The 24,489-nt window shown below is 57.4% G+C and carries 29 protein-coding genes; 28 read left to right on the top strand and 1 reads right to left on the bottom strand.

What is annotated here, in order from left to right; all coding sequences use genetic code 11:
- The first annotated feature begins 511 nt into the window (after positions 1-511).
- From HX823_RS25035 to HX823_RS25150, 25 genes are all read left to right on the top strand, one after another.
- Complete coding sequence (locus HX823_RS25035; protein WP_016978855.1) at positions 512-1,633, top strand: Re/Si-specific NAD(P)(+) transhydrogenase subunit alpha; 1,122 nt, start codon at positions 512-514, stop codon at positions 1,631-1,633.
- Positions 1,634-1,648: 15 nt separating this feature from the next.
- Positions 1,649-1,972, top strand: a complete 324-nt coding sequence (locus HX823_RS25040) for an NAD(P) transhydrogenase subunit alpha (protein WP_016978856.1) — start codon at positions 1,649-1,651, stop codon at positions 1,970-1,972.
- Positions 1,972-3,405: an NAD(P)(+) transhydrogenase (Re/Si-specific) subunit beta gene (locus HX823_RS25045; RefSeq protein WP_177077179.1), complete on the top strand. Its 1,434-nt coding sequence runs from the start codon at positions 1,972-1,974 to the stop codon at positions 3,403-3,405. Before HX823_RS25040 ends, HX823_RS25045 begins: the two co-directional genes overlap by 1 nt.
- A gap of 318 nt (positions 3,406-3,723) precedes the next feature.
- Positions 3,724-4,470 carry a hypothetical protein gene (locus HX823_RS25050; RefSeq protein ID WP_016978858.1) on the top strand — a complete coding sequence of 249 codons (747 nt, stop codon included), beginning with the start codon at positions 3,724-3,726 and terminating at the stop codon, positions 4,468-4,470.
- Between the two features lie 113 nt (positions 4,471-4,583).
- A complete protein-coding gene (locus HX823_RS25055; protein WP_016978859.1) occupies positions 4,584-4,814 on the top strand; it encodes an AlpA family transcriptional regulator in 231 nt (76 codons plus the stop codon).
- Between the two features lie 4 nt (positions 4,815-4,818).
- A complete protein-coding gene (locus HX823_RS25060; RefSeq protein ID WP_016978860.1) occupies positions 4,819-5,661 on the top strand; it encodes a ParA family protein in 843 nt (280 codons plus the stop codon).
- Positions 5,662-5,746: 85 nt separating this feature from the next.
- Positions 5,747-5,956 (top strand): hypothetical protein, encoded by a 210-nt coding sequence (locus HX823_RS32375; protein ID WP_080589277.1) that lies wholly within the window; start codon positions 5,747-5,749, stop codon positions 5,954-5,956.
- A gap of 14 nt (positions 5,957-5,970) precedes the next feature.
- Positions 5,971-7,557: a ParB family protein gene (locus tag HX823_RS25065; RefSeq protein ID WP_016978861.1), complete on the top strand. Its 1,587-nt coding sequence runs from the start codon at positions 5,971-5,973 to the stop codon at positions 7,555-7,557.
- Positions 7,554-8,102 (top strand): DUF2857 domain-containing protein, encoded by a 549-nt coding sequence (locus HX823_RS25070; protein WP_016978862.1) that lies wholly within the window; start codon positions 7,554-7,556, stop codon positions 8,100-8,102. The genes HX823_RS25065 and HX823_RS25070 overlap by 4 nt, the downstream gene beginning before the upstream one ends.
- Positions 8,099-9,289: an STY4528 family pathogenicity island replication protein gene (locus HX823_RS25075; RefSeq protein WP_016978863.1), complete on the top strand. Its 1,191-nt coding sequence runs from the start codon at positions 8,099-8,101 to the stop codon at positions 9,287-9,289. Before HX823_RS25070 ends, HX823_RS25075 begins: the two co-directional genes overlap by 4 nt.
- Positions 9,290-9,508: 219 nt before the next feature.
- Positions 9,509-10,264: a PFL_4669 family integrating conjugative element protein gene (locus HX823_RS25080; protein ID WP_016978864.1), complete on the top strand. Its 756-nt coding sequence runs from the start codon at positions 9,509-9,511 to the stop codon at positions 10,262-10,264.
- Complete coding sequence (locus tag HX823_RS25085) at positions 10,261-10,779, top strand: DUF3158 family protein (protein WP_016978865.1); 519 nt, start codon at positions 10,261-10,263, stop codon at positions 10,777-10,779. The genes HX823_RS25080 and HX823_RS25085 overlap by 4 nt, the downstream gene beginning before the upstream one ends.
- The gene (locus HX823_RS25090; RefSeq protein WP_016978866.1) at positions 10,776-11,246 is read left to right on the top strand and encodes a single-stranded DNA-binding protein; all 471 of its coding nucleotides are present in this window, start codon (positions 10,776-10,778) and stop codon (positions 11,244-11,246) included. Before HX823_RS25085 ends, HX823_RS25090 begins: the two co-directional genes overlap by 4 nt.
- 208 nt (positions 11,247-11,454) lie before the next feature.
- The gene (locus tag HX823_RS25095) at positions 11,455-13,422 is read left to right on the top strand and encodes a DNA topoisomerase III (protein ID WP_016978867.1); all 1,968 of its coding nucleotides are present in this window, start codon (positions 11,455-11,457) and stop codon (positions 13,420-13,422) included.
- Between the two features lie 894 nt (positions 13,423-14,316).
- On the top strand, positions 14,317-14,898 hold the full coding sequence (locus HX823_RS25100) for an STY4534 family ICE replication protein (protein WP_016978868.1): 582 nt from the start codon (positions 14,317-14,319) through the stop codon (positions 14,896-14,898).
- Between the two features lie 71 nt (positions 14,899-14,969).
- Positions 14,970-15,227, top strand: coding sequence for a hypothetical protein (locus HX823_RS25105; RefSeq protein WP_016978869.1), 258 nt, complete (start codon positions 14,970-14,972; stop codon positions 15,225-15,227).
- Positions 15,228-15,326: 99 nt separating this feature from the next.
- A complete protein-coding gene (radC, locus tag HX823_RS25110; protein WP_016978870.1) occupies positions 15,327-15,821 on the top strand; it encodes a DNA repair protein RadC in 495 nt (164 codons plus the stop codon).
- 52 nt (positions 15,822-15,873) lie between these two features.
- On the top strand, positions 15,874-16,620 hold the full coding sequence (locus tag HX823_RS25115; protein ID WP_016978871.1) for a hypothetical protein: 747 nt from the start codon (positions 15,874-15,876) through the stop codon (positions 16,618-16,620).
- Positions 16,621-16,726: 106 nt separating this feature from the next.
- The gene (locus HX823_RS25120) at positions 16,727-17,269 is read left to right on the top strand and encodes a PilL N-terminal domain-containing protein (RefSeq protein WP_016978872.1); all 543 of its coding nucleotides are present in this window, start codon (positions 16,727-16,729) and stop codon (positions 17,267-17,269) included.
- Entirely contained in the window at positions 17,266-17,937 is a 672-nt protein-coding gene (locus HX823_RS25125) for a hypothetical protein (protein WP_016978874.1), read from the top strand. The genes HX823_RS25120 and HX823_RS25125 overlap by 4 nt, the downstream gene beginning before the upstream one ends.
- A gap of 9 nt (positions 17,938-17,946) precedes the next feature.
- Positions 17,947-18,666, top strand: coding sequence for a TIGR03759 family integrating conjugative element protein (locus HX823_RS25130; RefSeq protein ID WP_038848947.1), 720 nt, complete (start codon positions 17,947-17,949; stop codon positions 18,664-18,666).
- Positions 18,648-19,196: a lytic transglycosylase gene (locus HX823_RS25135; RefSeq protein ID WP_016978876.1), complete on the top strand. Its 549-nt coding sequence runs from the start codon at positions 18,648-18,650 to the stop codon at positions 19,194-19,196. Before HX823_RS25130 ends, HX823_RS25135 begins: the two co-directional genes overlap by 19 nt.
- Entirely contained in the window at positions 19,193-19,708 is a 516-nt protein-coding gene (locus HX823_RS25140; protein ID WP_025999940.1) for an integrating conjugative element protein, read from the top strand. Before HX823_RS25135 ends, HX823_RS25140 begins: the two co-directional genes overlap by 4 nt.
- A gap of 8 nt (positions 19,709-19,716) precedes the next feature.
- Complete coding sequence (traD, locus tag HX823_RS25145) at positions 19,717-21,822, top strand: type IV conjugative transfer system coupling protein TraD (protein WP_177077181.1); 2,106 nt, start codon at positions 19,717-19,719, stop codon at positions 21,820-21,822.
- Positions 21,823-21,907: 85 nt separating this feature from the next.
- Positions 21,908-22,639 carry a TIGR03747 family integrating conjugative element membrane protein gene (locus HX823_RS25150; protein WP_038848945.1) on the top strand — a complete coding sequence of 244 codons (732 nt, stop codon included), beginning with the start codon at positions 21,908-21,910 and terminating at the stop codon, positions 22,637-22,639.
- 20 nt (positions 22,640-22,659) lie between these two features.
- Here HX823_RS25150 and HX823_RS25155 read toward each other — a convergent pair whose 3' ends face one another.
- Positions 22,660-23,241: a YniB family protein gene (locus HX823_RS25155; protein WP_025999941.1), complete on the bottom strand. Its 582-nt coding sequence runs from the start codon at positions 23,239-23,241 to the stop codon at positions 22,660-22,662.
- Positions 23,242-23,523: 282 nt separating this feature from the next.
- On the opposite strand from HX823_RS25155, the gene HX823_RS25160 reads away from it, so the two are divergent.
- The 3 genes from HX823_RS25160 to HX823_RS25170 are packed head-to-tail and all read left to right on the top strand — an operon-like array spanning position 23,524 to position 24,484.
- A complete protein-coding gene (locus tag HX823_RS25160; RefSeq protein WP_025999942.1) occupies positions 23,524-23,859 on the top strand; it encodes an RAQPRD family integrative conjugative element protein in 336 nt (111 codons plus the stop codon).
- Positions 23,856-24,095: a TIGR03758 family integrating conjugative element protein gene (locus HX823_RS25165; protein ID WP_016978882.1), complete on the top strand. Its 240-nt coding sequence runs from the start codon at positions 23,856-23,858 to the stop codon at positions 24,093-24,095. The genes HX823_RS25160 and HX823_RS25165 overlap by 4 nt, the downstream gene beginning before the upstream one ends.
- A gap of 17 nt (positions 24,096-24,112) precedes the next feature.
- Complete coding sequence (locus HX823_RS25170; RefSeq protein WP_016978883.1) at positions 24,113-24,484, top strand: TIGR03745 family integrating conjugative element membrane protein; 372 nt, start codon at positions 24,113-24,115, stop codon at positions 24,482-24,484.
- The last annotated feature ends 5 nt before the right edge of the window (positions 24,485-24,489 follow it).

Consider the following 24,489-nt stretch of genomic DNA (forward strand, 5'->3'; position numbering starts at 1 on the left):
CGGCCGTTGTAGCGGTTTTTTCCGATCAAGCAACCCGCATATAATTGATATTTTATCTCACCCATGTTCAGGTTTCATTAAACCGTATCCTTTTGGTTTTCGGTACTATCCTGTTGGTGTTGACCTCATGTCACAGGGGAAACACACGTTACACATACCACTATTACCAATAGTTATACACGACACCAGCCTTAGAATTGGAACATGTCAAATTTTTAGGATAACCTGCTACTGCTCATATTCCGTGCAACATAGACATCGGGCCGTGTCTAAAATGTCACCATTGGAATACTCATAAATCAAGCCCATCTTTAAGATCCCGATTCTTCATGTGAACATTACTTAAAATCGAATTGTTGTGCAAGTAAGAAACCAGAAAAAACATACTGCCTTTAAGAGGTTACGTCTGCCTGCATGCTGTGTCAGGGAAATTCAGCCCAGTCTCACCTCCAATACTGTTAGTCGCTGGCATCCCAAAATACAAGAAGATTAGCTCAACAGGAGATTTGACGTGCACATTGGTGTTCCTCTCGAAACCCAGACGGGTGAAACACGGGTTGCTGCAACCCCAGAAACCATCAAGAAGCTGATCGGCCAGGGTCATAAGGTCACTGTGCAAAGCGGCGCCGGCATTAACGCCAGCGTTGTCGACAGTGCCTATGAAGCGGCAGGCGCAACCATTGGCAGTGCCACTGATACCTTCGGCGCCGAGCTGATTCTCAAGGTCGTCGCCCCCAGCGACAGCGAGCTGACCCAGATCAAGAGCGGCACGATTGTCGTCGGCATGCTTAATCCGTTCAACAACGAGACCATCGGCAAAATGGCCGAGTGTGGAATTACCGCATTCGCCCTGGAAGCCGCGCCGCGCACCTCGCGCGCGCAGAGCCTCGATGTGCTGTCCTCGCAAGCCAACATCGCCGGCTATAAAGCCGTGCTGCTCGGCGCCCATCACTATCCGCGCTTCATGCCGATGCTGATGACGGCTGCGGGCACGGTGAAGGCAGCTCGCGTGCTGATTCTGGGTGCCGGTGTAGCGGGGCTGCAGGCCATCGCCACCGCCAAGCGTCTGGGCGCGGTGATCGAAGCCTCGGATGTGCGTCCTGCGGTGAAAGAACAGATTGAATCCCTGGGTGCCAAGTTCGTCGACGTGCCTTACGAAACCGACGAAGAGCGCGAGGCTGCGGTGGGTGTCGGCGGTTACGCCCGACCCATGCCTGCCAGCTGGATGCAGCGCCAGGCAGTCGCGGTTCACGAGCGCGCCAAATTGGCTGACATCGTGATCACTACGGCGTTGATCCCCGGTCGAAAGGCCCCGGTCCTGCTCAGTGCCGAAACCGTTGCGCAGATGAAGCCAGGCTCGGTGGTGATCGATCTGGCGGCCGCGCAAGGCGGCAACTGTCCGCTGACCGTAGCTGATCAAGTGGTGATCGAGCATGGCGTGACCATCATCGGTCATACCAACCTGCCGGCCATGGTCGCCGCAGATGCGTCCGCGCTGTACGCGCGCAACCTGTTGGACTTCATGAAGCTGCTGTTCACCCCTGAAGGGCAGCTGCAGATCAACCTCGAAGACGACATCGTCGCCGCGTGCCTGATGTGCCGCGACGGCCAAGTCATCCGCAAGAACGCCTAAACAGGGATTCAGACGATGGAAGAGCTTATCTCCCCCGGTATCTACAACCTGATCATCTTCGTGCTGGCGATTTATGTCGGTTATCACGTGGTCTGGAACGTTACACCTGCACTGCACACGCCGTTGATGGCGGTAACCAATGCGATTTCGGCAATCGTGATCGTCGGCGCCATGCTGGCGGCGGCTTTGACCGTGACGCCACTGGGCAAGACCATGGGCACCCTGGCGGTGGCTCTGGCGGCGGTGAACGTGTTTGGTGGCTTCCTGGTCACCCGCAGAATGCTTGAGATGTTCAAGAAAAAAGCTCCGAAAGTCGCAAAAGAAGAGGCGCCGAAGTAATGAGCATGAACCTCGTAACGACGCTCTACTTGATCGCGTCGATCTGCTTCATCCAGGCCCTCAAAGGCCTGTCGCACCCAACCACGTCGCGGCGCGGCAACCTGTTTGGCATGCTCGGCATGGGCCTGGCGATTCTCACCACCGTGGGCCTCATCTATAAGCTGGGCGCTGAGCTCGCGACTGCCGGGTTCGGCTACGTCATCGTCGGCCTGCTGATCGGCGGCACCGCCGGTTCGATCATGGCCAAGCGCGTTGAAATGACCAAGATGCCGGAACTGGTCGCTTTCATGCACAGCATGATCGGTCTGGCGGCGGTGTTCATTGCGATTGCTGCTGTTGTCGAGCCTCAATCCCTGGGCATCGTCAAGCAGCTGGGCGATTCGATTCCGGCGGGCAATCGTCTGGAGCTGTTCCTTGGCGCGGCCATCGGCGCAATCACCTTCTCCGGTTCGGTGATCGCCTTCGGCAAGCTCTCGGGCAAGTACAAGTTCCGCCTGTTCCAGGGCGCACCGGTACAGTTCAGCGGTCAGCACAAGCTCAACCTGCTGCTGGGTCTGGCGACGCTGGCCCTGGGCATCACCTTCATGTTGACCGGCAACCTCAGTGCCTTCGCGCTGATGCTGGCCCTGGCCTTCGTGATGGGCGTGCTGATCATCATCCCGATCGGCGGCGCGGACATGCCGGTGGTGGTGTCGATGCTCAACAGCTATTCCGGCTGGGCAGCGGCGGGTATCGGCTTCTCGCTGAACAACTCGATGCTGATCATCGCCGGCTCGCTGGTGGGTTCGTCCGGTGCGATTCTCTCCTACATCATGTGCAAGGCGATGAACCGATCGTTCTTCAATGTGCTGCTCGGCGGCTTCGGCAACACAGTCGATGCAGGTCCTGCCGGCGCCAAGGAAGCCCGTCCGGTGAAATTCGGTTCAGCTGACGACGCGACCTTCCTGCTGACCAACGCTGACACTGTGATCATCGTTCCGGGTTACGGCCTCGCGGTTGCTCGCGCGCAACATGCGCTCAAGGAACTGACCGAGAAGCTCACCCACCGTGGTATCACCGTGAAGTACGCGATCCACCCGGTGGCCGGGCGGATGCCAGGGCACATGAACGTATTGCTGGCCGAGGCCGAAGTGCCTTACGACCAGGTGTTCGAGATGGAAGACATCAACTCCGAGTTCGGTCAGGCCGATGTAGTGCTGGTGCTCGGGGCCAACGACGTGGTCAACCCGGCCGCGAAGAACGATCCGAAATCACCGATTGCCGGTATGCCGATCCTTGAAGCGTTCAAGGCCAAGACCATCATCGTCAACAAGCGCTCGATGGCCAGCGGCTATGCCGGTCTGGACAACGAACTGTTCTACCTCGACAAAACCATGATGGTCTTCGGCGACGCGAAGAAAGTCATCGAAGACATGGTCAAAGCCGTCGAGTAAATAACCTCTGCTTCATTTTCGCCCGATTTGTCGGGCGATATGAGGCCGATCTGCTTTCTTGAAAATCTCATTGGAGATGGTAGTAGCTTAGGTATCCCAGGCAGGTATGATCTATGGTACCGCCAACTGATTTGCGTATGCGCCGTCGACATTCTGGAGCTCCTCTGATCGGTTTGGTTTTTTTCATGCCATTCGATGAGACTCTGACTCCTACTGGCTGCATAAACCTGTTCGGCCCCGGTGGCGCGGTTATTCGCCACTCACTAAGGCGTCGGCTGACTTCTGCACCTTAAACAAGGAAGATAACTGGTACTGTCAATGGATGGGGACAATCAGGCCAACAAGAAACTTTTCTATCGTCCCATCGAGATTGCGATCAGATGGTGCGAAATGATGCCCGTCGAAGCAAAAATTCTTAGCAAAATCGAAGATTTGCTTCCTTTGGAACGGACGTTAGCATCATGGCCTGGCCTTTTAGAAAAATTAGAATTGCTAAACGATGCAATCCGTAACCAGGAGCTAGCTTATGGATGTATGGGGGTGACGGTTAGTTCAGGTGAAACGATAGAGCAGCCGCTACTGACAATTCGACATAATGATCTCAAACGTTGGCTTATCGAATACCATCCAGCAGAACAGCCGAACTTCATCTTTGACGAATCCGAAAAACAGTCAGTCTCACCGCACACCATCGAAGTTTATAAGGCGTTGCTCGTTGAGTTAGACATCTGTAAAGCTGAGCGTGAACGCACACGAGGCCTCCTCCAAGAATTAACGAAAGAGCGTGATTTGTTGCGTCGTGAAAACGCAAAATTAATACTGCACCGCAAAAGTGCCATGGAACCAAATGAACGATCTGAGCGTTCTTACCTGCGTCTCATCGGCGCGCTCATCAGCCTACTACTAGGTAAATCCCCAGGCGGCAAGTCTTACTCCAGCTTCGTCAGCCAAGCTTCCATTATTTCTGTTCTCACAGCACGAAATGAAGGCAAACCTGGGTTTAACAAGCGCACTCTTGAAGAAAGATTCGCAGCAGCCAGACGCACCGATGAAAACAACGATTAGGCACCGAAAATTGCGGTCCTGCTTATCGTAATTCGCGGTGCTTTTCATCTCATTGTGATTTTGAATGCCACTCACATCCTCATCAAGCCAATATTTGCTATGGAGTGTTTGTCATGAAAGATCCGTTGGTAACGTCCCCCAGTAGCGCCTCAGCTAGTACTGAACGCCACATTATGCGCCGAGACGAGGTGGAGCGAAAAACCGGCTTCAAGCGTGCGCACATTTACAATCTGATGAAGGAAGGCAAATTTCCTCAAGCCAAACGTATTGGCATGCGCGCAGTCGGCTGGGACTCAGAGGAGATCGAGCAGTGGATTGTTGAACGCTTAGGTCACCAGGCCTGATGCCATGCGTGTGGTATCGGTGGTTTCCACCAAAGGGGGCGTGGGTAAAACCACAGTAGCCGCCAATCTCGGCGGTCTATTGGCTGATGCCGGCGTCCGCGTCCTGCTGCTCGATCTGGATAGCCAACCCACCCTCTCCAGCTATTACGCCTTGAGCCAGAAGGCTGATGCAGGTGCGTACGAGCTCATCGCACTCAACCTAAGAACTCCTGCCCAGATTATTTCCAGGACAGTAATTGCAGGGCTCGATCTGATCCTCTCCAACGACGATCAAGGCCGACTGAATACATTGCTGCTGCACGCCCCCGACGGGCGATTACGTCTGCGCAATCTGCTCGACAATCTCCGTCTCAATTATGACCTGCTTTTGATTGACACTCAGGGCGCACGTAGCGTGCTGCTGGAGATGGCCATCCTCGCCTCCGATCTCGCCCTCTCTCCCATCACGCCGGAAATGCTCGCCGCTCGCGAACTGCACCGCGGCACCTTGAAGCTGCTCAGTGAGCTCGAACCGTTCCGCCTCCTGGGAATTACACCGCCCCCATTGCGACTGCTCTTGAACCAAGTGAATGCCATTCGAGTCGACAACCGGATGATCATCCGTGGCCTGCGCAAGACTTTCGCTGGGGCTACCAATATCTCGGTGCTAGACACCGTAATCCCGGACCGAGTGGCGTATCTCAATGCCGCTTCCCTCGGTTTGCCGGTCCACCGAATCGAGACGCGCCGATCACGTGAACGACGCTCGCCATCAGCGCTGGAAACCATGCAAGCGCTGGCCATTGAGTTGTTTCCGAAATGGCGCGAGGCGATCTCTACGATGACCAGATGCGCGGAGGCTCAGTGAGACGAAGCACCAGGCTGGCATTTCTCGCCAAGTCATTTTGTTTGTTCGACCTTGAGGCCAACAGCGGTTGGCTAGGAGTCTTTTAATGTTGGGTCAACTTCCCATCATCGTTCAACCATCTATTCGACCACACCCCTCACCTTGCGAGGAGTACTGCACTGTGGTCTTTCGCCTGCAGCGTGGACACTCGGCTATGGGTTGGTTCCTCGCAGAGCTTTCCCGACATTTCGAAGGTTCGGGGACTGCCGAGATCGTGAAATTCGAGGTCAGTGACCATTTGCGTAACTGGCGTTAACTGAGGCAGTTCAAATGAAGAAGCTCAGTCAGGAGGAAATCACCGACAAGCTGCACCAGGACCACTTCCCTCCGGGTCCAGAACTGGAGCGGCTGTCCGATCCAGTAATTGAGACACCTATGCTGGTCACCCTGGAGCAGTTGCGGCCCTACGAACACAACCCGCGTTTCATCCGTAATCCGCTTTACGACGATATCAAGGCCTCGATCCGTGAACGCGGGCTGGACCAACCGCCACCGATTACCCGTCGCCCGGGTGAAACCTATTTCATCATCCGCAATGGCGGTAATACCCGCTTGGCGATCCTCGGCGAACTGTGGCAGGAAACCCACGACGAGCGCTTCTTCCGCATTCATTGCCTGTTCCGGCCTTGGAGCAATGAAATCACCGCCCTACTCGGCCATCTGGCCGAAAGCGATCTGCACGGCCAACTCACCTTCATCGAACGGGCTCTGGCGGTGGCCAAACTCAAAACAATGCTCGAAGCAGATGGCGCTATGCTCTCGCAACGTGAACTGGCACGACGTCTTGCCGCTGGGGGTTACCCTATTTCACAGTCGCACATCAGCCGGATGCTCGACACCCTCGAACACTTATTGCCCGCCATTCCACAAACCCTGTATGCCGGTTTGGGCAAGCCCCAGATCGAACGCCTAATCGGTCTGCGAAGCCAGGCCGAACGAACCTGGAACCGTTATTCAACCGCTACCGTTGCGTTCGCCGATTTTTGGCTCGATACCCTGTGCTATTTCGATACCGACCCCGAATCCTTCGACCTTGAGCAAATCCAGGATGAACTGCTGGAGCGCATGAGCCACTTGCTCGGACAGTCCTACCGTATGTTGGTCCTGGATCTGAGCGATACCCAGCGGGTCATCTCGACGCCGGCCGTTGTCCTCACCAAGCCCTCGGAGAACAGCCATCTGCCGAGCATTGATGTCGCCACGGCAGGAGCTCCCTCCTCCGAGCCCCATTCCCAATCAACGGATGCCAGACCCCAGACCGAACCAACGCGAGAGGAATTGCTTACACCGACTGGAACGAACGTCGTATCAGCGGTCAGTCCTCCATCACGCGTTCAACAGATTCGTGAACAGATCGATCGCGAGACAGCCACCGACACAGCATCTCCGGTCGACACCTATGCGATCGACGACATCTGGACCATCGCACCAGCACTGGATAGCCCCGAACAACTGCGATCCGCCATTGCCACACTGGCGCGGGAAATGGCCTCTTATGCCGGAGACCCCGAGAGCATCATCGGTCAGCCGCTTGGCTTGGGCTTCGCCCTCAACATCGAGCGAGTTGATCTTGGCACGCCTCGCGCAACCAGCGTTCACCTTCTGCTCCTGGCCCTGTCGCGCGCTCAAGACGACGTCAACTGGGAGGATCGCAAACAATTGCCCTCAGCCCTGTTCGGCCAGCTGTTGTTGGGGGTCTATCAACTCCCGCTGCCTGATCGTCCCGCTGTGGATGTGGGACTGGAACGACTGCCCGACGGTCTTCTCATCAAACTGTATCGGTTAATTCGTTTGGCCCGGCGCCTGATCGACTTAACGCTTACCCCTGAAGATGACTCGCCGAAGGAGCTGCCATGAACCTGTCCTTCAATGTGCTCAACCAGGCCATGCTGACCCAGGTGCTGCATGAGCTACGCCTGGGTAACCTGCAGCGCTGCAAGGCACTCGGCCTGGGTGAAGACGACATCTACTTGTTGCAATCCTTACCGCCCACCACCCTGTCGCGCCTGGCCCATGCCACCGTACCTTGGGTTGAGGTCAAGATTGACTCGCCGGTGCTGCACCGGTTGATTGAGCAAGCCGAACGTGACGAACAGAATGAGCGCTTGATCAACCGGGCGCTCAAGCTAGGCGCCAGCAGCACCATCATGTATCAGTGCTTCGGCTTGGCGCATTCGGAAACTGCCCTGCGCCGACGTCTGCTCAAGATAGAAACCCGTAAGGGCCGCCCTCAGCATTTGAGCGAAGCGCAGGAACATGCGCTCTGGCAGCGATGGTGCCAGCTACGCGCTCACTACGGTACCGAGGATCAGCTCGACGCCATGATGATGCTAGCGGAGGAGCAACAGATCAGCTTGACCATCGTGTGGCAGCAGATCGACCATTACAGCAACGAAACATGAACACTGTCCCTTCCGGCCGCTGGCAGCGTGTCCTGCAGCAATGCACCCAGCAGTTGAGTGAACGCTGGCCCGCACGCCCTACCGCCGAACCACCGTCTAACCAGGCTCTGCAGGCTGGCTTTATGTTCAGTGGCCAATCTCACGAAGTCGTGCCACGTCGCCTGCTGTTGGACAATCGGCTGACGCCGTTGGAACGGAATGCCTGGCAAGTGTTTCGCCTCATGCTGCAAGGCCAAGGCGTGGTCACGCCGCGCTATGAGGATTTGCAGCCCTACCTGTCGAGCGTGCCCTACAGTGCGTCATCCTCCCGTGAAACCATTGCTCGCGTGTTGACGATGCTCAGGTTGACACGCTGGCTCAGCTTGGTGAGTCGCGGACGCGATAAGCTCAGCGGACGCCTTCAAGGTTCTCTGTACGTTCTGCACGATGAGCCGTTAACCCCCGCCGAAGCCATGGAACTGGATCAGGATTACCTGGCGCTGGTCGGACATGCCCTCGGCCATGCAACCAAGGCTGTGCGCATTGTCGCCCAGCACATTATGGAAGAAATCCGCCAGGACACGGACATCGAGCAGGGTCGACTACCGACACGGCTCGACAGCTGGGGCGAACACTGGACGCAGCCAGAATTGGATCAGGCGACCGATGCCGCTCTGCACGATTCCGAACGGGGGGAAGATGCCCTCGTTCGGAATCGTGCAGGCCCTCGTTCGGATTCCGAACCGAGTCTGAACGCCAGTGTTTCCCGCACCGTTCGGAATCCGAACGCCGCCTGTACTGTATTAAAAGAAAGTATTTGTACTGTACCGCGCGCGACCCCAGCGGTGGATAACCTGCACTGGCCCGCTGCACTGCACCTGAACCCAAGCGAGCGTCAGGCCGTCGCCGTGGCGCTGAACAAGCTCAAACCCGCGGATCGTCAGGCGGTGCTCAACGAAGCGGGAGCACGCTGTTTGGCCGGCGGTATCCGCAAGCCAGCGGCGTATCTGATGGGCCTGATCCAGCGTGCGCTGAAAGGTGACTTTCGTCCTTGGGCAGGTCAGGCCGAACCGTCACCCATTGCAGAACCACCCCCACCCGCCCCCTCGCGGCCATCTCGACGACAGGGCGAACCCGCGTCAGCCCTGGCCCAAGCGTGCCTGAATGAACTGCGCCAACTGCGTGGCAAACACGGTGGACGTCAGTAGATTTGATGCCAGTGGCATCAAATCCATGGAGGTCCACTCTACGAACATGTCGGACCAAACTATGAAACTCTTCGGGAGAAGCTGAAACATCTCCTCCCACTGACGCCTCCATAGTTAGCCTTCTCAAACCAAACCGAACAGACCTCATTCAGCTTTTTGGCTGCCCTTAACCCTCATCTGTCGCAACGTTTCCGTCCAAGCCGATGCGAGGACACCACCGTGGCCGATCACTATCAACTCAATCTGGGTTCATTGCGCAGCAGCATCACCCTGACCCTGCACACTCACCACGCCGCGCGTATCTGGCAAGGTCGGGCCGCACGTGAAGGCGTCCACTCGATCATGGGCATGGCCGGCTACATCAGTGTCACCAACCTGATCAAACAAACCGCGGCCCAGGACGATCCCTATGCGGACTGGGCCATCGTGCAACTCGAAGAAAAACTGATGCAGGCCAAGGCTGGGATGCTGGAGCTGACCCAACAGCTGGACCGAATCAGACAGGACCTGCCGACACAGATCGACATGAGCGACAACCTCAACATCCACCCCGTCACCTTGCCGTTGTACATCGGCAGCCAGCTGGGTTTTCTGGCGGTCTACCTGCTGACCGACTACGACACCCTGGTGCGTCGTGCCCTGTTGTCTCATCACACCGCGTTGATCGGTCGCAGGGACATGGAAGCCTGGATCGATGATGGCGCCCATCTGCTGCGCAGCCTATTCGGCCAGGCCCAGCGCTATCGGCATGCCGGCGTCACACGCGATGACATGGCGGCGAACAACGCCCGAGCCATTGCGGCCATCGAGAAGATGGGTTTGCCCCCGATGGACATCCTGGAGGGTCATCGCCGCTCCCAGTTCGCGCCGCCAATCACTCGCCGTAGTGCGGTGGCAGTGGATGACGCCGACGCGTTGGCAGAGGACGTGGGAGCGTCGTCTGCGACAGTCAATGAGCCGGAGGACGACGCATGAATCCCATGATCCCGGCTCAACCAATGCCCTTCAAAGCGTTAACACCGGATGCCTATCGACAGCTCGAACACGCAGCCTCCCTAAAAGGCCTTTTAAAACCTTTTAAGGGTAAGGGGGAGTTGGAGCACCTGGCGCAGGTCGCGAGGGAAATCGAGGCGCAGTTACGTCACCTGATGGAGGCTGTGGTGCAGCAGGCCGGACAGCCCCCTTACTCGCTGCTGGACATTCGTTTAGTGCTGCAGAACACCAGCGCAGGCAGCACCTTTTTGCGTTGGCGCACCCGTGACTTTGCCCGTATGGGGGTGGCGGTCTGGGAACGCCAGGTGAGCAACAACGCCCTGCCGCTGGCCGTACACGAAGGATTGTACCGTTTCGAATGCAACCGCATTGCACTGAACCTGCAGATGAGCGTGGTGCATTCGCTCTACCGCCAGGCCTCGACCTGCGCGATCAATATGGCCAGTGCCGAACGGCTGCTGCGCCAGTTCACACCCGCAGTGGAGGTATCACAATGAGTACTTTTTTCGTTGGCGAAGGCAATATCGGCAGTGCGCCAGAGTTCCAGGAATTCGCCTCAGGCAATGACGAGCCACGGCGTTTGCTACGGCTGAATGTGTACTTCGACAACCCTATCCCACGCGAGGGCAGCTATGAAGATCGAGGCGGTTATTGGGCGCCGGTTGAGCTCTGGCACCGTGAGGCTGAACACTGGAGCACGCTGTACCAGAAAGGCATGCGCGTGCTGGTCGAAGGTCGTACCGTGCGCGATGAGTGGGAGGACAGCGAAGACAACGCGCGGGTAACCTTCAAGATCGAGGCCCGTCGAGTCGGTATTCTGCCTCACCGGGTACACGGCGTGGTCATGCGCGAGCGTTCCAGTGAACCGGCGGCCTCTCAAAATACAGAGCCGACCAGTTCACCGGCGTCGAAATCCAAGAAACGCAGGGGGCCGCCTACGTCTGACGGACAGACTCAGGCATAAAAATTGCACCTTTGCGCGAAGTTGCTGACCCGTCATTACACTCTGCTCGTGAAGCGCCATACTGCCGGTCAGTTGCAATGGGCTAGCAGCCTCGACCATTTAAGGCTGCCCTCTCCGACTAATATGAGGAACCTGCCATTCAGGTTTCTCATATCTCGCCACTGCTGTTTCCAATAACGCTGCTCCGAACTCAATCTGGAGCAGTTCTATGCTTCTCTTCCTCTGCGAGAAACCTTCCCAAGGTCGGGACATTGCCAAAGTACTCGGAGCCACCCGGCGCGGTGATGGTTGCCTGATCGGCGCCGACTCCACTGTCACCTGGTGTATTGGCCACTTGCTGGAGACAGCCCCACCTGAAGCTTATAGTGATCAGTACAAATCCTGGTCGCTGGATCATCTACCGATCATTCCCGTGCATTGGCAGGTCGAGGTCAAACCCAAGACAGCGGCACAGTTCAAGGTCATCAAACGCCTGCTCAGTGACGCTACCACCGTCATCATCGCGACCGACGCCGACCGCGAAGGTGAAATGATTGCCCGCGAATTGATGGAGCTTTGCAGGTATCGAGGACCCGTTCAGCGCCTCTGGTTGTCCGCCCTCAACGAGGCGTCGATTCGCAAAGCATTGTCCTCGCTGAAATCAGGTCAGGAGACCTTCCCGCTTTATCACTCCGCCCTCGCCCGCAGCCGCGCCGACTGGCTGATTGGCATGAACCTCAGTCGTTTATTTACCTTTCTCGGTCGGCGGGCAGGCTACGATGGCGTATTGTCAGTGGGACGCGTCCAGACACCCACTTTACGTCTGGTGGTCGATCGGGATCGTGCCATTGCCAGTTTCGTCCCGGTACCTTACTGGAATGTTGAAGTGCACCTATCGTCGAATGGCCAGCGATTCATCGCGTCGTGGTTACCGCCATGTTCAGGACGGGACGAGGCAGGTCGTTGCCTGCAGCAGGCGCTTGCCAGTCAGGCCGTCCAAGCGATCTCTAGCAGTAAGACCGCCACAGTGGTCTCGCTCCAGACTGAGCACTCCCGCGAACCGCCGCCCCTGCCCTTCGACTTGAGCACACTGCAAGAAGTCTGCTCACGCAAGCTGGGACTCGGCGCTCAGGAAACCCTGAACATCGCCCAAACCCTGTATGAAACCCACAAAGCCACCACCTACCCCCGCAGCGATTGCCGCTATTTGCCAGAGAATATGTTCAACGAGGCACCCACGGTACTTGATGCCCTGCTTAAAACGGATCCTGCACTCAGAACTGCATTTGGGTGCCTGGATCGATCATTACGCTCCCGCGTATGGAACGATACCAAGGTCACCGCGCACCACGGCATCATTCCCACCACCGAGCCGGCAAATCTGGTGCGGATGTCCGAACAAGAACGCCATGTCTACGAACTGATCCGTAGCCACTACCTCGCGCAGTTTCTTCCGCACCATGAGTTTGATCGTACCCAGGTCGAACTGGAGTGTGGCAAAGAGCGATTGGCTGCTGTCGGCAAACAAATCCTGGTCCAGGGCTGGAAAGGCTTGCTCACCGAAAACATCGAGGAGGATGAGCCCAGTCAAAAATCCCAAGTATTACCCATCTTGAAGCAGGGCACGCACTGCGCAGTGGACGATGTCGAACTCAAGTCCATGCGCACTGCCGCTCCCAAACCTCTTACCGAAGGCGATCTGATCAAGGCGATGAAAAACGTGGCCAAGCTGGTCAACGACCCACGCCTGAAACAAAAACTTCGGGACACCACCGGTATCGGTACCGAAGCCACGCGAGCCGGCATCATCAAGGGGTTGATTGAACGCGGCTATTTGCTGAAGAAAAAACGCGCTTTAATGGCCTCCGCAGCGGCCCATACTCTGATCGAGGCGGTACCCGCTGCAGTCGCGGATCCTGGTATGACCGCGATCTGGGAACAGGCGCTGGACGAAATCGAAGCGGGACGTCTGACCCTGGATGCGTTCGTCGCCAAGCAGGCGAACTGGATTGCGCAATTGGTCGCACACTACCGCTCGCTCACTTTGGCGGTACCGGTCGAAGCCGGCCCGGGCTGCCCCATGTGCAACGCCTCAATGCTTAGGCGAAAGGGAAAATCAGGGCCGTTCTGGTCATGCTCCCGCTATCCAGATTGCAAGGGCACTGTGTCGATCAGTAAAGATACGCGTCGCTCATGATGTGCCATGGGACGATCATCAGGAGAACGGTGAGTTCTCTGCCTTGACGTCGTCCCACCCTCTCTGCTGTAGTGCCCCAGGATCATCGCCAACGGCGACCCAAGACCGAATCGCTCCGGGCAGCTCGGTTGGACTCCTAGAGTTCGGAGCCTTCTTTTCTGCGGAATTTAATTCCCGTTTTGTGCTCGACCTGATCGTGGTGGCGGATGACCGCTGTTGCCTCTACCCGGCAATAGCGGTCATCCGCTTCGGCGATCGTATTCAGTCCCGGAGCCCACCGGGGAAACACGGGGCACCCTTTGTGCGCGGATGCGTGCCAGCATGTTCCGACCCAGGCCACGACAAGGGTCGGTTGGCGAATCATCGCGCAGTTAAACCAAGTTTTGCGAGGAGCTTGTGACTGCGTAAGACCGTCAAAGGTGGCTTTTCTGTTCCTCGCCTGGCGCCTCGCCAGGCCTACTCTTCATTTTTTCATTCCAGTGACTGCTACCGTATTCCAGGCGTAAAAAATCGGGTGGCAGCGCCTTGACGCTCCCCTGTGACAGGCTTATATAAAGGGCGTGGTTCGCTGTCGTTGACAGCCCAGCCCAGGTAGCTTGAACCTTCAAGGCTACGCCACGTTCGTGGTGGTTTACCCAAGTGCGATCAGCGTTCGGAAGCTCGCGCGATTACCGCTTCAGCGGTGATGAATGCCCACTACCCATGCCTGCGGATCACCACCGCAGACGCTCCTCTGCTGCACAGCTATTCCTCCAGACGCATCGTTCGGATCGTCATCGGCTTGCCGGTAGCGAGTCGTTCATTGCTCACCTTCACCTTACCCACCCTGACGGGGGCTCACTTCCCTGTTAGGGATTGTGCGTCGCCATTTTCCCTTGAAACAGGAGAACCACCATGGCCCACGCCAACCACTCCCAAGAAGCGACCACTTACTTCAACCTTCACACCGTCGGTATCGGCTACCTCAATCGTGTTCGTGAAGTACAGGTCCGCCGCGGCCAACCCTTCATGGCCTGCGATATCGCCGCACTGCACGGAGCCACCGATGCGGTGGAGTACACCCGTTTCGACTGCAAAGTCGCTGGGGGTGAAGCTGAACGCTTGATTCGTCTCTATATGGACGCCGTCAAAGCCGAGAAAAAGGTCTTGCTGTCGTTCCGTATCGGCGATCTGTGGATCGATCCGTTTCTCTACGAGAAAGGCGATAAACAAGGCCAACCGGGCGCCAGCCTGAAAGGTCGTTTGCTGTTCATCGACTGGATCAAGGTCAGCGGCACGCTCGAGTACAAAGCACCCGCCAGGCAGGAAGCAACAGCACCTGCTGAGCAGGCGCCAAACAGTGAGCCATCCCCAACGTCGGCCGAAGCCGAAGCTGAGGAGATCGAAAGCACAACTGAGGCCCAGGTAGAACCTGACTCTCCACCCGCTCCCCGCACGGCCCGCCGTGATGCCTCCCGTACCGATCAGTCCGTCTGAACGGCCCACGATGTTCCTCATCAAGGCGCTCCCTCGAGCGCCTTTTCTTCAATCAGCACAGGAGAACCAACATGGAATCCTTCTGGCTTTGCGACGACTGCCTGTTCGCGGCTGCTTACGAGGACTACAGCACGTTATCGCTCTACTACACGACGGATGAAATCGAGAAACGCATCGCCGGTATCCATCGTGGACTGGTTCGGTTAATGCCCATCAGTGCCGACTTCGATCCCGAAACCGGCTGGGGAATAAAAGCCTTTTCCCCATTGCCCTGCGACGGTTGTGGTTCACACCTACACGGTCAACGCTACCGATTCACGCGGCTGTAACAGCGCGTCACCTGCTAACGCCCACAACTCTATACCTACCTCGGGGATACCACTCCCCTCGGGCGTGTACCCCCGATTGTTCCCTTCGGAGGTACCACCATGAGCACCCCACTCACTCTGATTGAGACCTCGGATTTCGAGGCTAATCGTATCGTCCAAGAAAACCAGGTGATCGACGAAGCACTGCATATTCTGGATCGTCGGCTGTTCGCCCGCGGCCCTAACCTGACGTCGCCTGACGCCGTGGCTTCATACCTAAAGCTGCATCTTGTGCAACAAGAGCATGAAGTCTTCGGTGTGATATTTCTCGATGCCAAGCACCGGGTGTTGGCGTTCGAAGCCCTCTTTCACGGCAGCATTGATGGCGCCAGCGTTTACCCCCGCCAAGTCGTTAAGCGTTCCCTAGCGCATAACGCTGCGGCGGCCATTTTTGTGCACAACCACCCTTCGGGGTGTACAGAACCCAGCCAGGCGGATCACGTCTTGACGGCACGGCTGAAAGAGGTCTTGGCCTTGATCGAAGTGCGCGTACTGGATCACTTCATCGTGGGTGAAGGTCGTCCACTTTCTCTTGCCGAACATGGCTGGCTTTAACCCTCACAGGCGTCTTCGGGCGCCTTGTCCATTATCATTCTGGAGAACCTTCATGAACCCCACACACCAAGCTGCAGCCCTGCTGACGGCCTCCAACCCATTTGCTCGCGGTTACGACAACCTTCATATCGAACGGCTGCTACTGATCACCTACGAAGACGACTGTCCTCCCTGCTGTCGACCCGTACACGACGCACAGGCCCATCTGCCCGACGACGAGCTGCAGCTGTTCCCCTGCCTGTTCAATGACGATTTCGCCGTGATCAGCGAAGGCCAATCCATTTCGGATGATTTGGATGAACGCTGCCAGTCCACCGGGCTAGTGCGCCAAGTAATCTACGCTGTGACGGGAGAAATGCTCAACGAGCGGCATCACCTCGGTGATCTGTACTCCCTGGAAGAGGCACAAGCCATGGTCCATCGCTTGAGCTTCGAAACGGGACACTACAGTCGAGCCTGGGAGATCAGTACCGCACACCTTCCTGAAGAAGCGATGCTTTATCTGGAGGGGTGGATCAGTCACTCCGCTCCGAGGCAAACCGGCCTCTTGTTCGAGTTTTTTACACTGCATGATTGCTCAGGCATAGGTTGCAAACTGATCGGCACGCCCTGGACCGACGATAACTTAGTAAAGATCGAGGGCCGTCCTTACTCATCACTGCGGCAAGACCAACTCGACGCCGGCACACCGGAAGCCTTGGTCAACGTACTGTATCTGGCGGCATTGGCGGATGTGCGCTTGTTGATCTTCGACCCCGACGCTGCCGTTTTGGATGGGCTCGCCATTTTTGATGAGTAGCAACGTGTTCAGCGTTAACACGACCCACGTTGAATCAACTTTCTCACTGAATCGCTCCTTCACCTCATGTCAGGTTCTGCACTGAATCTGACATGAGGTTTTTTCCATGGAGCGTTTTTTCACGCCTGTCTGCCTGCTGGGTTTGTTGAGCGCCTGCACCGCGCAAATCCCCAACCCTTTGCCGACCCATCCAGCGATCGACAGTGGCTCCAATCGGGCCCAGCACCCGAGGGGCATAGCCGAAGAAAGCCATCCGGCAGAGCTTCGTTATGGCCGCTACACGCTGGTCAGCACCGAGCCCACCACGGAACAACGCGATCTTCTTGCCCAAATCATCGAAGTGAACATCCCGTCCAGCCTGCACCCCTCGGTGCAGGATGCGTTGCAGTACGTGCTGCTGCGCTCTGGTTATGCGCTTTGCCCTGTTACTGCGTCGGTGAAGGTGCTGTTTACCCGGCCTCTGCCTGCAGCCCATTACCGGCTTGGTCCAATCCCTTTGCGCAGCGCGCTACAAGTGCTGGCTGGCCCCGCTTGGCAACTCACGACCGATGAAGTCAGCCGTTCGGTCTGCTTCGAACAGCAGAAAACGGAGGCCGGTGTCGCGCTGAACACACCCGTCGTGCCCCATCAATCGGAGACGCGGCCATGAAAGCCTCAACGTATCAAACCCTCATCATTGGGCTGCTTTGCCTGGCGGACGCCGGTCTGAGCGGTGGTTTGTATAACCAGTATCAGCGCGTGGCCGAACTACAGAGCACAAACACCCAACGCCTACAAACTCTGGACTCCCTGCAACGTGATTCAAGCGCCCTCAAGGACGCCCAGGAGAAGCTGCAGTACGCGCTGAAAGACCTGAAGCAGATGGTCGATACTGGTGAGCAACAGGCCAATACCCTCGATCCCATGCTGGATCAGTGGGCGCAAGAAATACAGGCGCTGCGCGATGGTCTGGCAGCCCGCGCCACCGTGGCAGACCTGACAGCGCTGCGCGCACGCCTTGAACAGGTCGAGCAGCAGTTCCAGGAGCACAAGACCCAGCCATCACCCCCACCGCCATCGCCTTCCGCGACCAAACCTAAACAGACCGCCCGCCCCAAGCCCGTCCCGCTCTCGCCACCGTTCTCGGTGTTGGGGGTCGAATCCCGTGGTGGTGAGCGTTTTTTGGCAGTCGCACCTCATGACAGTCGCTCTCTCATAGAAGTTCGGCTGCTGCATAGCGGCGAGCAGCTCGGAGCCTGGCACCTGAAAGTGCTGGAGCCGAACTCAGCCATCTTCGCGGTGGCCGCTCAGCCAGACCAGACCGTGCACCTCCCTTGAGAAACGATCATGAACAGAGCGCTACTGCCCACCGTCGTCTATCTCGCTTCGCTACTGGCCATGGGCGCTGCGATGGGCAACCCCATCACGACACAGTCACGGTTCCAGGACACGCAGTCCGCGCCCCTGGGACGCTCTGACTCTGAACAGGCTGCGAGCTGGGGGTTGACGGAACAGGAGTGGACGCGCTTCGAACAGATCCAAGCCGGCCCGCGTGGTTTCTGGAGCCCGAACCTCGATCCGTTGACTGCACTTGGAGTCGAGGCCCAGACCGACCAAGAGCGCCAGCGCTATGCCGAATTACAGGTAGCGCTGGAAGCCAAACGCGCCGAGCGTGAATTGGCCTACCAAAACGCTTACACCGCGGCCTGGACCAAGCTGTTTCCCGGGCTGCTGCCGATCCAAGGCATGGCATCTTCGTCCCCTACCAGCTCATCGGTCGCGCCGCGCCCAGCCCTTTTTGTGGAGGACCACTGCCCTGCATGCACCGCTGAAGCACAACGTTTGCAAAACAGTGATACGGCGTTCGATATCTACCTGGTGGGCAGCCAAGGCGAGGATGAACGCGTCCGTAGCTGGGCTCGGCAAGCGGACATCGATCCGGCCAAGATGCAACGACGGCAGATCACCCTGAACCATGACCGTGGTCGCTGGTTCAGCCTGGGTGCCCCGGGGCCATTGCCTGCCACATTTCAACAGGTGAACGGACAATGGCAACGCCTCGACTGAGTAGTCTTGCGCTGATGTTGGCGATGCTGGCGGCTCAGGCCGAGGAGCTCCCGCCTCCTGCCTATCAATTGGCGGCGCATGACGCCGACATCCCTTCGACGGTGCTGTTCGCGATTGCCCTGCAGGAGAGTGGTATCCGCGTCCGTGGTCGACTGCTGCCCTGGCCATGGACCCTGAACATCGCCGGTGGTCCTTACCGCTTCGCCACTCGACAGGCTGCCTGTCACGCCTTGCTTCAGGCGCTCGTTCGGCATGATGCCAAGCGGGTCGATGTCGGTCTCGGGCAAACCAACCTGGGTTACCACGGGCAACGTTTTTCCAGTCCTTGCGAAGCCCTCGACCCCTACCGAAATCTCGCCGTGACCGCCGCGCTGCTGCAGGAGCATCACGCCACCACCGGTGATTGGGTGTTGGCTGCAGGACGTTATCACCGTCCGGCAGGAGGCGCGCCGGCCGCACATTACCGCGCAGGTTTTTCCCGGCAACTTGAACGGCTGCTGACTTCCTTCGAACAGGGCACACCACCATGAAGCGAATCTCCGTTGTCTGTTATTGCACCCTGCTCTTGGTACCGTTCGCTCAGCCGGAACTGAGCGTAGCTGGGGATCGGCCTAGCGACTTCAACCGACCCCATTTTCAGGTTGCCAGGCCGCCAATCAACAACAAGATCCGGCCTGATCGGGCCATGCATGCGGACCTGTCCACGTTTACCGATGAAGCCTGGATACTGCCCATCCGCAGCTCCTACTTGAGCCCCGGCCAGATCACGTCTCGCGCCCTGAACATGCCGGGCTTGCGGCCATTTTTTCTGGTCGGTGACGATCCCCAGTCTCTGACTTGGCTGCGTCAACGCGCGGCTGAACTGCAGGAACTGGGTGCAGCCGGCCTCGCCGTCGAGGTGGCCGATACTGAAGCTTTGGCCCGGATTCGAGCAGCCGCTCCGGACATCACCATCCTGCCGGTCAACGGCAACGACATCGCCACCCGCCTGCAGATTGAGCACTACCCCGTCTTGATCACCGCCACCTTATTGGAACAGTGAGTCGGGTCATGGCCGAGCATGCGATGGAGTCCAAGCTGCGGCCAGCGGTGGAGCTGTACACGGTAGCGATCTGCGTCGCTGCCGCAGTGTTGTGCGTGTACTCGCCCTGGGCCGTGGCCCTGTCACCGGAGATCGGTCTGATTGCGGCGCTGGCCTATACCCTGTTCGGCCTGATCCGCCTGCGACAAGCCTGGGAGGTGCTGCGCTATCGGCGCAATATCCGACGGCTCCCCCGCTACGAACTGACCAGCCGGCAGGTTCCGGTTAGCCGTAAGCGCCTGTTCATGGGCCGCGGCTTTCGCTGGACCCGCCTGCACACCCAGCGCCTGGTCGAAGCCCAGGATCCGGCGGTCGCCCACTATGTCGACCAACCGACCTGTTACCGCTTGGCCCGTGGACTCGAACGTCGTCTGGAGCATGTACCGTTTCCTCTCTCTACATTGGCGCGTGTCACCGCTTGGGACAGTGCCTTCAATCCGTTACGTCCTTTACCCCCAGTCGGTGGCTCGCCGCTGTTGCATGGGGTCGAGCCCAATGAAACAGAAGTCAGTCTGCCGCTGGGCGAACGGGTCGGACACACCCTGGTGCTAGGCACTACTCGTGTCGGCAAGACGCGACTCGCCGAGGTGTACATCACCCAGGACATTCACCGCGTCGAACATGAAGTGGTCATCGTCTTCGATCCGAAGGGCGATGCCGACCTGCTCAAGCGCATGTACGTCGAAGCCAAACGCGCTGGTCGGGAGAAAGAGTTTTATGTCTTCCATCTGGGGTGGCCAGAAATCTCGGCCCGCTACAATGCGGTAGGACGCTTCGGGCGTATCTCGGAAGTGGCGTCACGCATCGCCCGGCAGCTCAGCGGCGAAGGTAACTCCGCGGCCTTTCGCGAGTTTGCCTGGCGTTTCGTCAACATCATCGCCCGTGCCCTGATCGAGTTAGGCCGGCGCCCGGACTACCTGCAAATCCAACGGCATGTTGTCAACATCGACGCGCTGTTCATCGAATACGCCCAGCAGTTTTTCGCCAAAACCGATCCGAAAGCCTGGGAAGTGATCGTCCAACTGGAAGGCAAGCTCACCGAGAAGAACATTCCCCGGCATATGGTGGGCCGCGAAAAACGCGTGGTGGCCATCGAGCAGTACCTGGCGGTGAAACGGGTATTTGATCCGGTAATGGACGGACTGCGTTCGGCGGTGCGGTATGACCGTACTTACTTCGACAAAATCGTTGCCTCGTTACTACCGCTGCTGGAGAAACTTACCACCGGCAAGACCGCCCAGTTACTGGCTCCTAACTACACCGACCTGGATGACCCGCGGCCAATCTTCGACTGGATGCAGATCATCCGAAAACGCGGCATCGTCTATGTCGGCCTGGATGCGCTGACCGATGCCGAGGTCGCTGCCGCCGTAGGTAACTCCATGTTCGCCGACTTGGTCTCGGTCGCCGGACACATCTACAAACACGGCGTCGACCATGGCCTGCCCCAATCAGGTAACTACAGTGACAAGTTGCCGATCAACCTGCACGCCGACGAGTTCAACGAGTTGATGGGCGATGAGTTCATTCCGCTGATCAACAAGGGTGGCGGTGCCGGTATCCAGGTAACCGCCTACACCCAGACCCTTAGCGATATCGAAGCGCGAATCGGTAACCGCGCCAAGGCCGGCCAGGTGATCGGCAATTTCAACACCCTGCAGATGCTCCGCGTGCGCGAAACCGCCACCGCTGAACTGCTCACCCAGCAGTTACCCAAGGTCAATGTGCTGACCAAAACCCTAGTGTCGGGCGCCACCGACACCTCCGATCCTGAGGCCAATACCGACTTCACTTCGTCCTCGCAGGATCGCGTCAGCAGCACCAGTGTGCCGTTGATCGAGCCCGCTCACATCGTCAGTTTGCCCAAGGGGCAAATGTTCTCCTTCCAGGCCGGTGGCCAGCTCTGGAAAGTCCGTATGCCTTTGCCAAAACCCTCCAATGACGACGCCATGCCCAAAGACCTGCAGGAACTCACTCAACGCATGCGGGCGATCTACAACACGCAGGCGGGGCAGTGGTGGAGCGCCAGTGGTGGCGGCCCAACTCCCAACTTCGATTTAGATCAGGTGGGGTAGCCCTACCCTGATGGTTTCGATTCAGCAAAACATATACAGAAGGCGCGTTAACGCCATCAGCCATGTGGCACTAATGGAGTGAATGATGGTGACTTCCGTACAGAACACGCCGCCACAACCGATCCAGCATCCGGGGATGATCGTCTCGGCCATCAGCCTGGTCCTGCGCATCATCGGCTTGCTGGTTGCCTCACTGCTGTTCTCGATTCTGATTGAGTTCGCCGGTTTGCTGCTGTTCTGGAGCGATCAGGGCTGGCGGCACAGCCAAGCCATGCTGAATAGCGAATTGAGCTGGCTCAGCGAACACTTCAAATATTCACTTATCATCCAACAACCCGGACAGGCGATTGTCCAGTGGCTGGATTTCCTAAATCAGTGGCTGTTGGTCAAGACTGGATTTGCGGATTTTGCCCGGCAGGCGCGGGTATCGAGCCAAGGCAACGGCTTCTGGAGCTGGGCCAATCAGGTCTACGTGAGCATCGAAAATTTCGTGCTGGCCGCGGTCTACGTCACCTTCACCTTTGTGGTGCGGCTGATAATTCTGGTCCTAGCCTTGCCGCTGTTCTTGCTGAGTATGTTCACTGGCTTTGTCGATGGCTTGATACGCCGCGACCTTCGCAAATTTGGCGCGGGGCGAGAAAGCAGCTTCGTCTACCACCGCGCTAAGCGAGCTGTATTACCACTGCTGCTCGTACCCTGGATTATTTACCTATCCCTACCGTTTTCGCTCAACCCCATGGCGGTTTTTTTGCCTTGTGCAGTGATACTTGGAATAGCAACCGCTATCACCGCTGCGACGTTCAAAAAATACATTTGATAGAGCGCACTGCTGGCGTGCTAAACCATTCCGGTAAATTTAGCCAACACTGCGACGATATAACCGCCAATGATAGACAAACCAACGATACCCCACGGCCGCTGCCACCAATCACCGTTGGACGATTGCGGCATTGATTGCTGGTAAAAATTGATGTGGCCGATCTGGTTTGCGTTGACTTGGGTTGCGGCTCCATTCTGCATCGAGTTGCGCCACTGGGCCTCCTCAAGACGTTCGAGCTGGGCCTGAACACGCCCTCTGAGATGTCTAGCTGAAAGCAGCAATTGCTTTCCAACAATCATCACACCCAGCAACCCGAGAAACAGCAAATTCCCATAGCTGAGTGGTTTTTCCTGATTGAGAGTAGGCGCGTTGTTCCATACAAAACCGATGAAGGGCGATGTGATTTGATAAATATCAGCTACCAAGTTTTGCATCAGCCCACCCAGATGCCCAAAAATCTCTGACTCAGCGAGTTTCTCCGCTTGACGGTGTAGAGAAATCAACAACGAGACAAAATAAAATAACGCACCGAAGACCATCAATGAGAAGCCCACGCCCTGCCGAATACGATACCGCCGAATTGCTTGTTGAATGTTCACTCTTTGCACTCACTCTTCGTTAACTGATTCCGTTGGAGCTTATCTGCGCCCCGCTAGCGACGTTGTTAGCGGAATCAAACGTTAACGGCCACCGATCGTTTTTCATGAGCAATCGAGACAGTGCTTGCAGTGTAATCGCGTCACTTTTCCGTTTTTATAGCCTTCGATACGGTGCCCCAAAGAGCTGTGTCGAAATAAATGACGCAGCGTGTTTCATATTTCTTACTGCTGAGCCCTGGAGGTTAGTTGAATGCTGGCTCCATCTCCAAATGGGCTACCCACATGTCAACCAAATTTTTCAGAATCTGCCCACTGGTCGTACTGATGACGTTCCATAGGGGCAGCTATGCCGCCTCTACTCATGAGCAAGATCAGTTCAGTTTAATTCTGCAGCAACTCGACACTATCGAACGCCTTGCGACACGGGCCGAGACAGCCAACACGGCTGAATCAGTCGAGCGCTATCGGTTCGACTATCCCCGTCTGTCGCAAGACATCCAACGCATCCGCCACGGAGTGCAGGGCTACCTGTCTCCCTCCCGCGCTCAGCCCCGAGATCCCAGTGAATTAGTCGGCGATTACCGCCTCGACACGCCGCCCACGGAGCCGTCGCCATGAGCATGACCGACGCGCAGAGCGCTGCCTTTCAAAACGCTTCCGGCTTCTCGCCGCATAGCAGTTCGACGCTGTGGCAGTCCCTGGTTCTCGTTCTGGCGTTGCTTTGGTGTGCCTGGGTGATGTGGACGGCTTACCGAGGTTGGGCCACTGGCAGTGTGCGCTTTGGAGCCTTCGGCGGCAGCGCCGCCCGCGTGCTGCTCGCCTTGCTGGTTCTGATGTTCTTCACCCTGTCCTAACACCGGAGATCACCATCATGCTCAAGTGCCTTGCCCCCCTGAAAAACAACCTGCGTAATCGTGCCAGCCAGCGCTTGATCGGGCTGCTCCTGGTGCTCGGTCCAAGCCTGGCTTTTGCCGAGCTCCCCACCATGGAAGCACCTTCTCGTGGTGAAGGTTCCGGGTTGATCGAAACGATCAAAAACTACGCCTACGACGGCGGCATCCTGCTCGGTCTGCTGATTGCCCTGCTCGCTTTTTTAGGAGTGGCCTGGCATTCGCTGACGGTGTATGCCGACGTGCAGAACCAACGCAAGACCTGGAAAGACTTGGGTGCGGTGGTCGGTATCGGTGCTCTGTTGGTGGTGATCATCATCTGGTTCCTGACCAAGGCTGCCGCGATTCTGTGAGGTTG

The sequence above is a fragment of the Pseudomonas sp. P7759 genome, assembly GCF_013386445.1.
GTDB lineage: Bacteria > Pseudomonadota > Gammaproteobacteria > Pseudomonadales > Pseudomonadaceae > Aquipseudomonas > Aquipseudomonas azotoformans_A.

Bases quoted from the DNA above. Each gene is read 5' to 3' on its own strand.
- HX823_RS25040 (WP_016978856.1), top strand. From the start codon at position 1,649: ATGGAAGAGCTTATCTCCCCCGGTATCTACAACCTGATCATCTTCGTG.
- HX823_RS25045 (WP_177077179.1), top strand. From the start codon at position 1,972: ATGAGCATGAACCTCGTAACGACGCTCTACTTGATCGCGTCGATCTGC.
- HX823_RS25050 (WP_016978858.1), top strand. From the start codon at position 3,724: ATGGATGGGGACAATCAGGCCAACAAGAAACTTTTCTATCGTCCCATC.
- HX823_RS25055 (WP_016978859.1), top strand. From the start codon at position 4,584: ATGAAAGATCCGTTGGTAACGTCCCCCAGTAGCGCCTCAGCTAGTACT.
- HX823_RS25060 (WP_016978860.1), top strand. From the start codon at position 4,819: ATGCGTGTGGTATCGGTGGTTTCCACCAAAGGGGGCGTGGGTAAAACC.
- HX823_RS32375 (WP_080589277.1), top strand. From the start codon at position 5,747: ATGTTGGGTCAACTTCCCATCATCGTTCAACCATCTATTCGACCACAC.
- HX823_RS25065 (WP_016978861.1), top strand. From the start codon at position 5,971: ATGAAGAAGCTCAGTCAGGAGGAAATCACCGACAAGCTGCACCAGGAC.
- HX823_RS25070 (WP_016978862.1), top strand. From the start codon at position 7,554: ATGAACCTGTCCTTCAATGTGCTCAACCAGGCCATGCTGACCCAGGTG.
- HX823_RS25075 (WP_016978863.1), top strand. From the start codon at position 8,099: ATGAACACTGTCCCTTCCGGCCGCTGGCAGCGTGTCCTGCAGCAATGC.
- HX823_RS25085 (WP_016978865.1), top strand. From the start codon at position 10,261: ATGAATCCCATGATCCCGGCTCAACCAATGCCCTTCAAAGCGTTAACA.
- HX823_RS25090 (WP_016978866.1), top strand. From the start codon at position 10,776: ATGAGTACTTTTTTCGTTGGCGAAGGCAATATCGGCAGTGCGCCAGAG.
- HX823_RS25095 (WP_016978867.1), top strand. From the start codon at position 11,455: ATGCTTCTCTTCCTCTGCGAGAAACCTTCCCAAGGTCGGGACATTGCC.
- HX823_RS25100 (WP_016978868.1), top strand. From the start codon at position 14,317: ATGGCCCACGCCAACCACTCCCAAGAAGCGACCACTTACTTCAACCTT.
- HX823_RS25105 (WP_016978869.1), top strand. From the start codon at position 14,970: ATGGAATCCTTCTGGCTTTGCGACGACTGCCTGTTCGCGGCTGCTTAC.
- radC (WP_016978870.1), top strand. From the start codon at position 15,327: ATGAGCACCCCACTCACTCTGATTGAGACCTCGGATTTCGAGGCTAAT.
- HX823_RS25115 (WP_016978871.1), top strand. From the start codon at position 15,874: ATGAACCCCACACACCAAGCTGCAGCCCTGCTGACGGCCTCCAACCCA.
- HX823_RS25120 (WP_016978872.1), top strand. From the start codon at position 16,727: ATGGAGCGTTTTTTCACGCCTGTCTGCCTGCTGGGTTTGTTGAGCGCC.
- HX823_RS25125 (WP_016978874.1), top strand. From the start codon at position 17,266: ATGAAAGCCTCAACGTATCAAACCCTCATCATTGGGCTGCTTTGCCTG.
- HX823_RS25130 (WP_038848947.1), top strand. From the start codon at position 17,947: ATGAACAGAGCGCTACTGCCCACCGTCGTCTATCTCGCTTCGCTACTG.
- HX823_RS25135 (WP_016978876.1), top strand. From the start codon at position 18,648: ATGGCAACGCCTCGACTGAGTAGTCTTGCGCTGATGTTGGCGATGCTG.
- HX823_RS25140 (WP_025999940.1), top strand. From the start codon at position 19,193: ATGAAGCGAATCTCCGTTGTCTGTTATTGCACCCTGCTCTTGGTACCG.
- traD (WP_177077181.1), top strand. From the start codon at position 19,717: ATGGCCGAGCATGCGATGGAGTCCAAGCTGCGGCCAGCGGTGGAGCTG.
- HX823_RS25150 (WP_038848945.1), top strand. From the start codon at position 21,908: ATGGTGACTTCCGTACAGAACACGCCGCCACAACCGATCCAGCATCCG.
- HX823_RS25160 (WP_025999942.1), top strand. From the start codon at position 23,524: ATGTCAACCAAATTTTTCAGAATCTGCCCACTGGTCGTACTGATGACG.
- HX823_RS25165 (WP_016978882.1), top strand. From the start codon at position 23,856: ATGAGCATGACCGACGCGCAGAGCGCTGCCTTTCAAAACGCTTCCGGC.
- HX823_RS25170 (WP_016978883.1), top strand. From the start codon at position 24,113: ATGCTCAAGTGCCTTGCCCCCCTGAAAAACAACCTGCGTAATCGTGCC.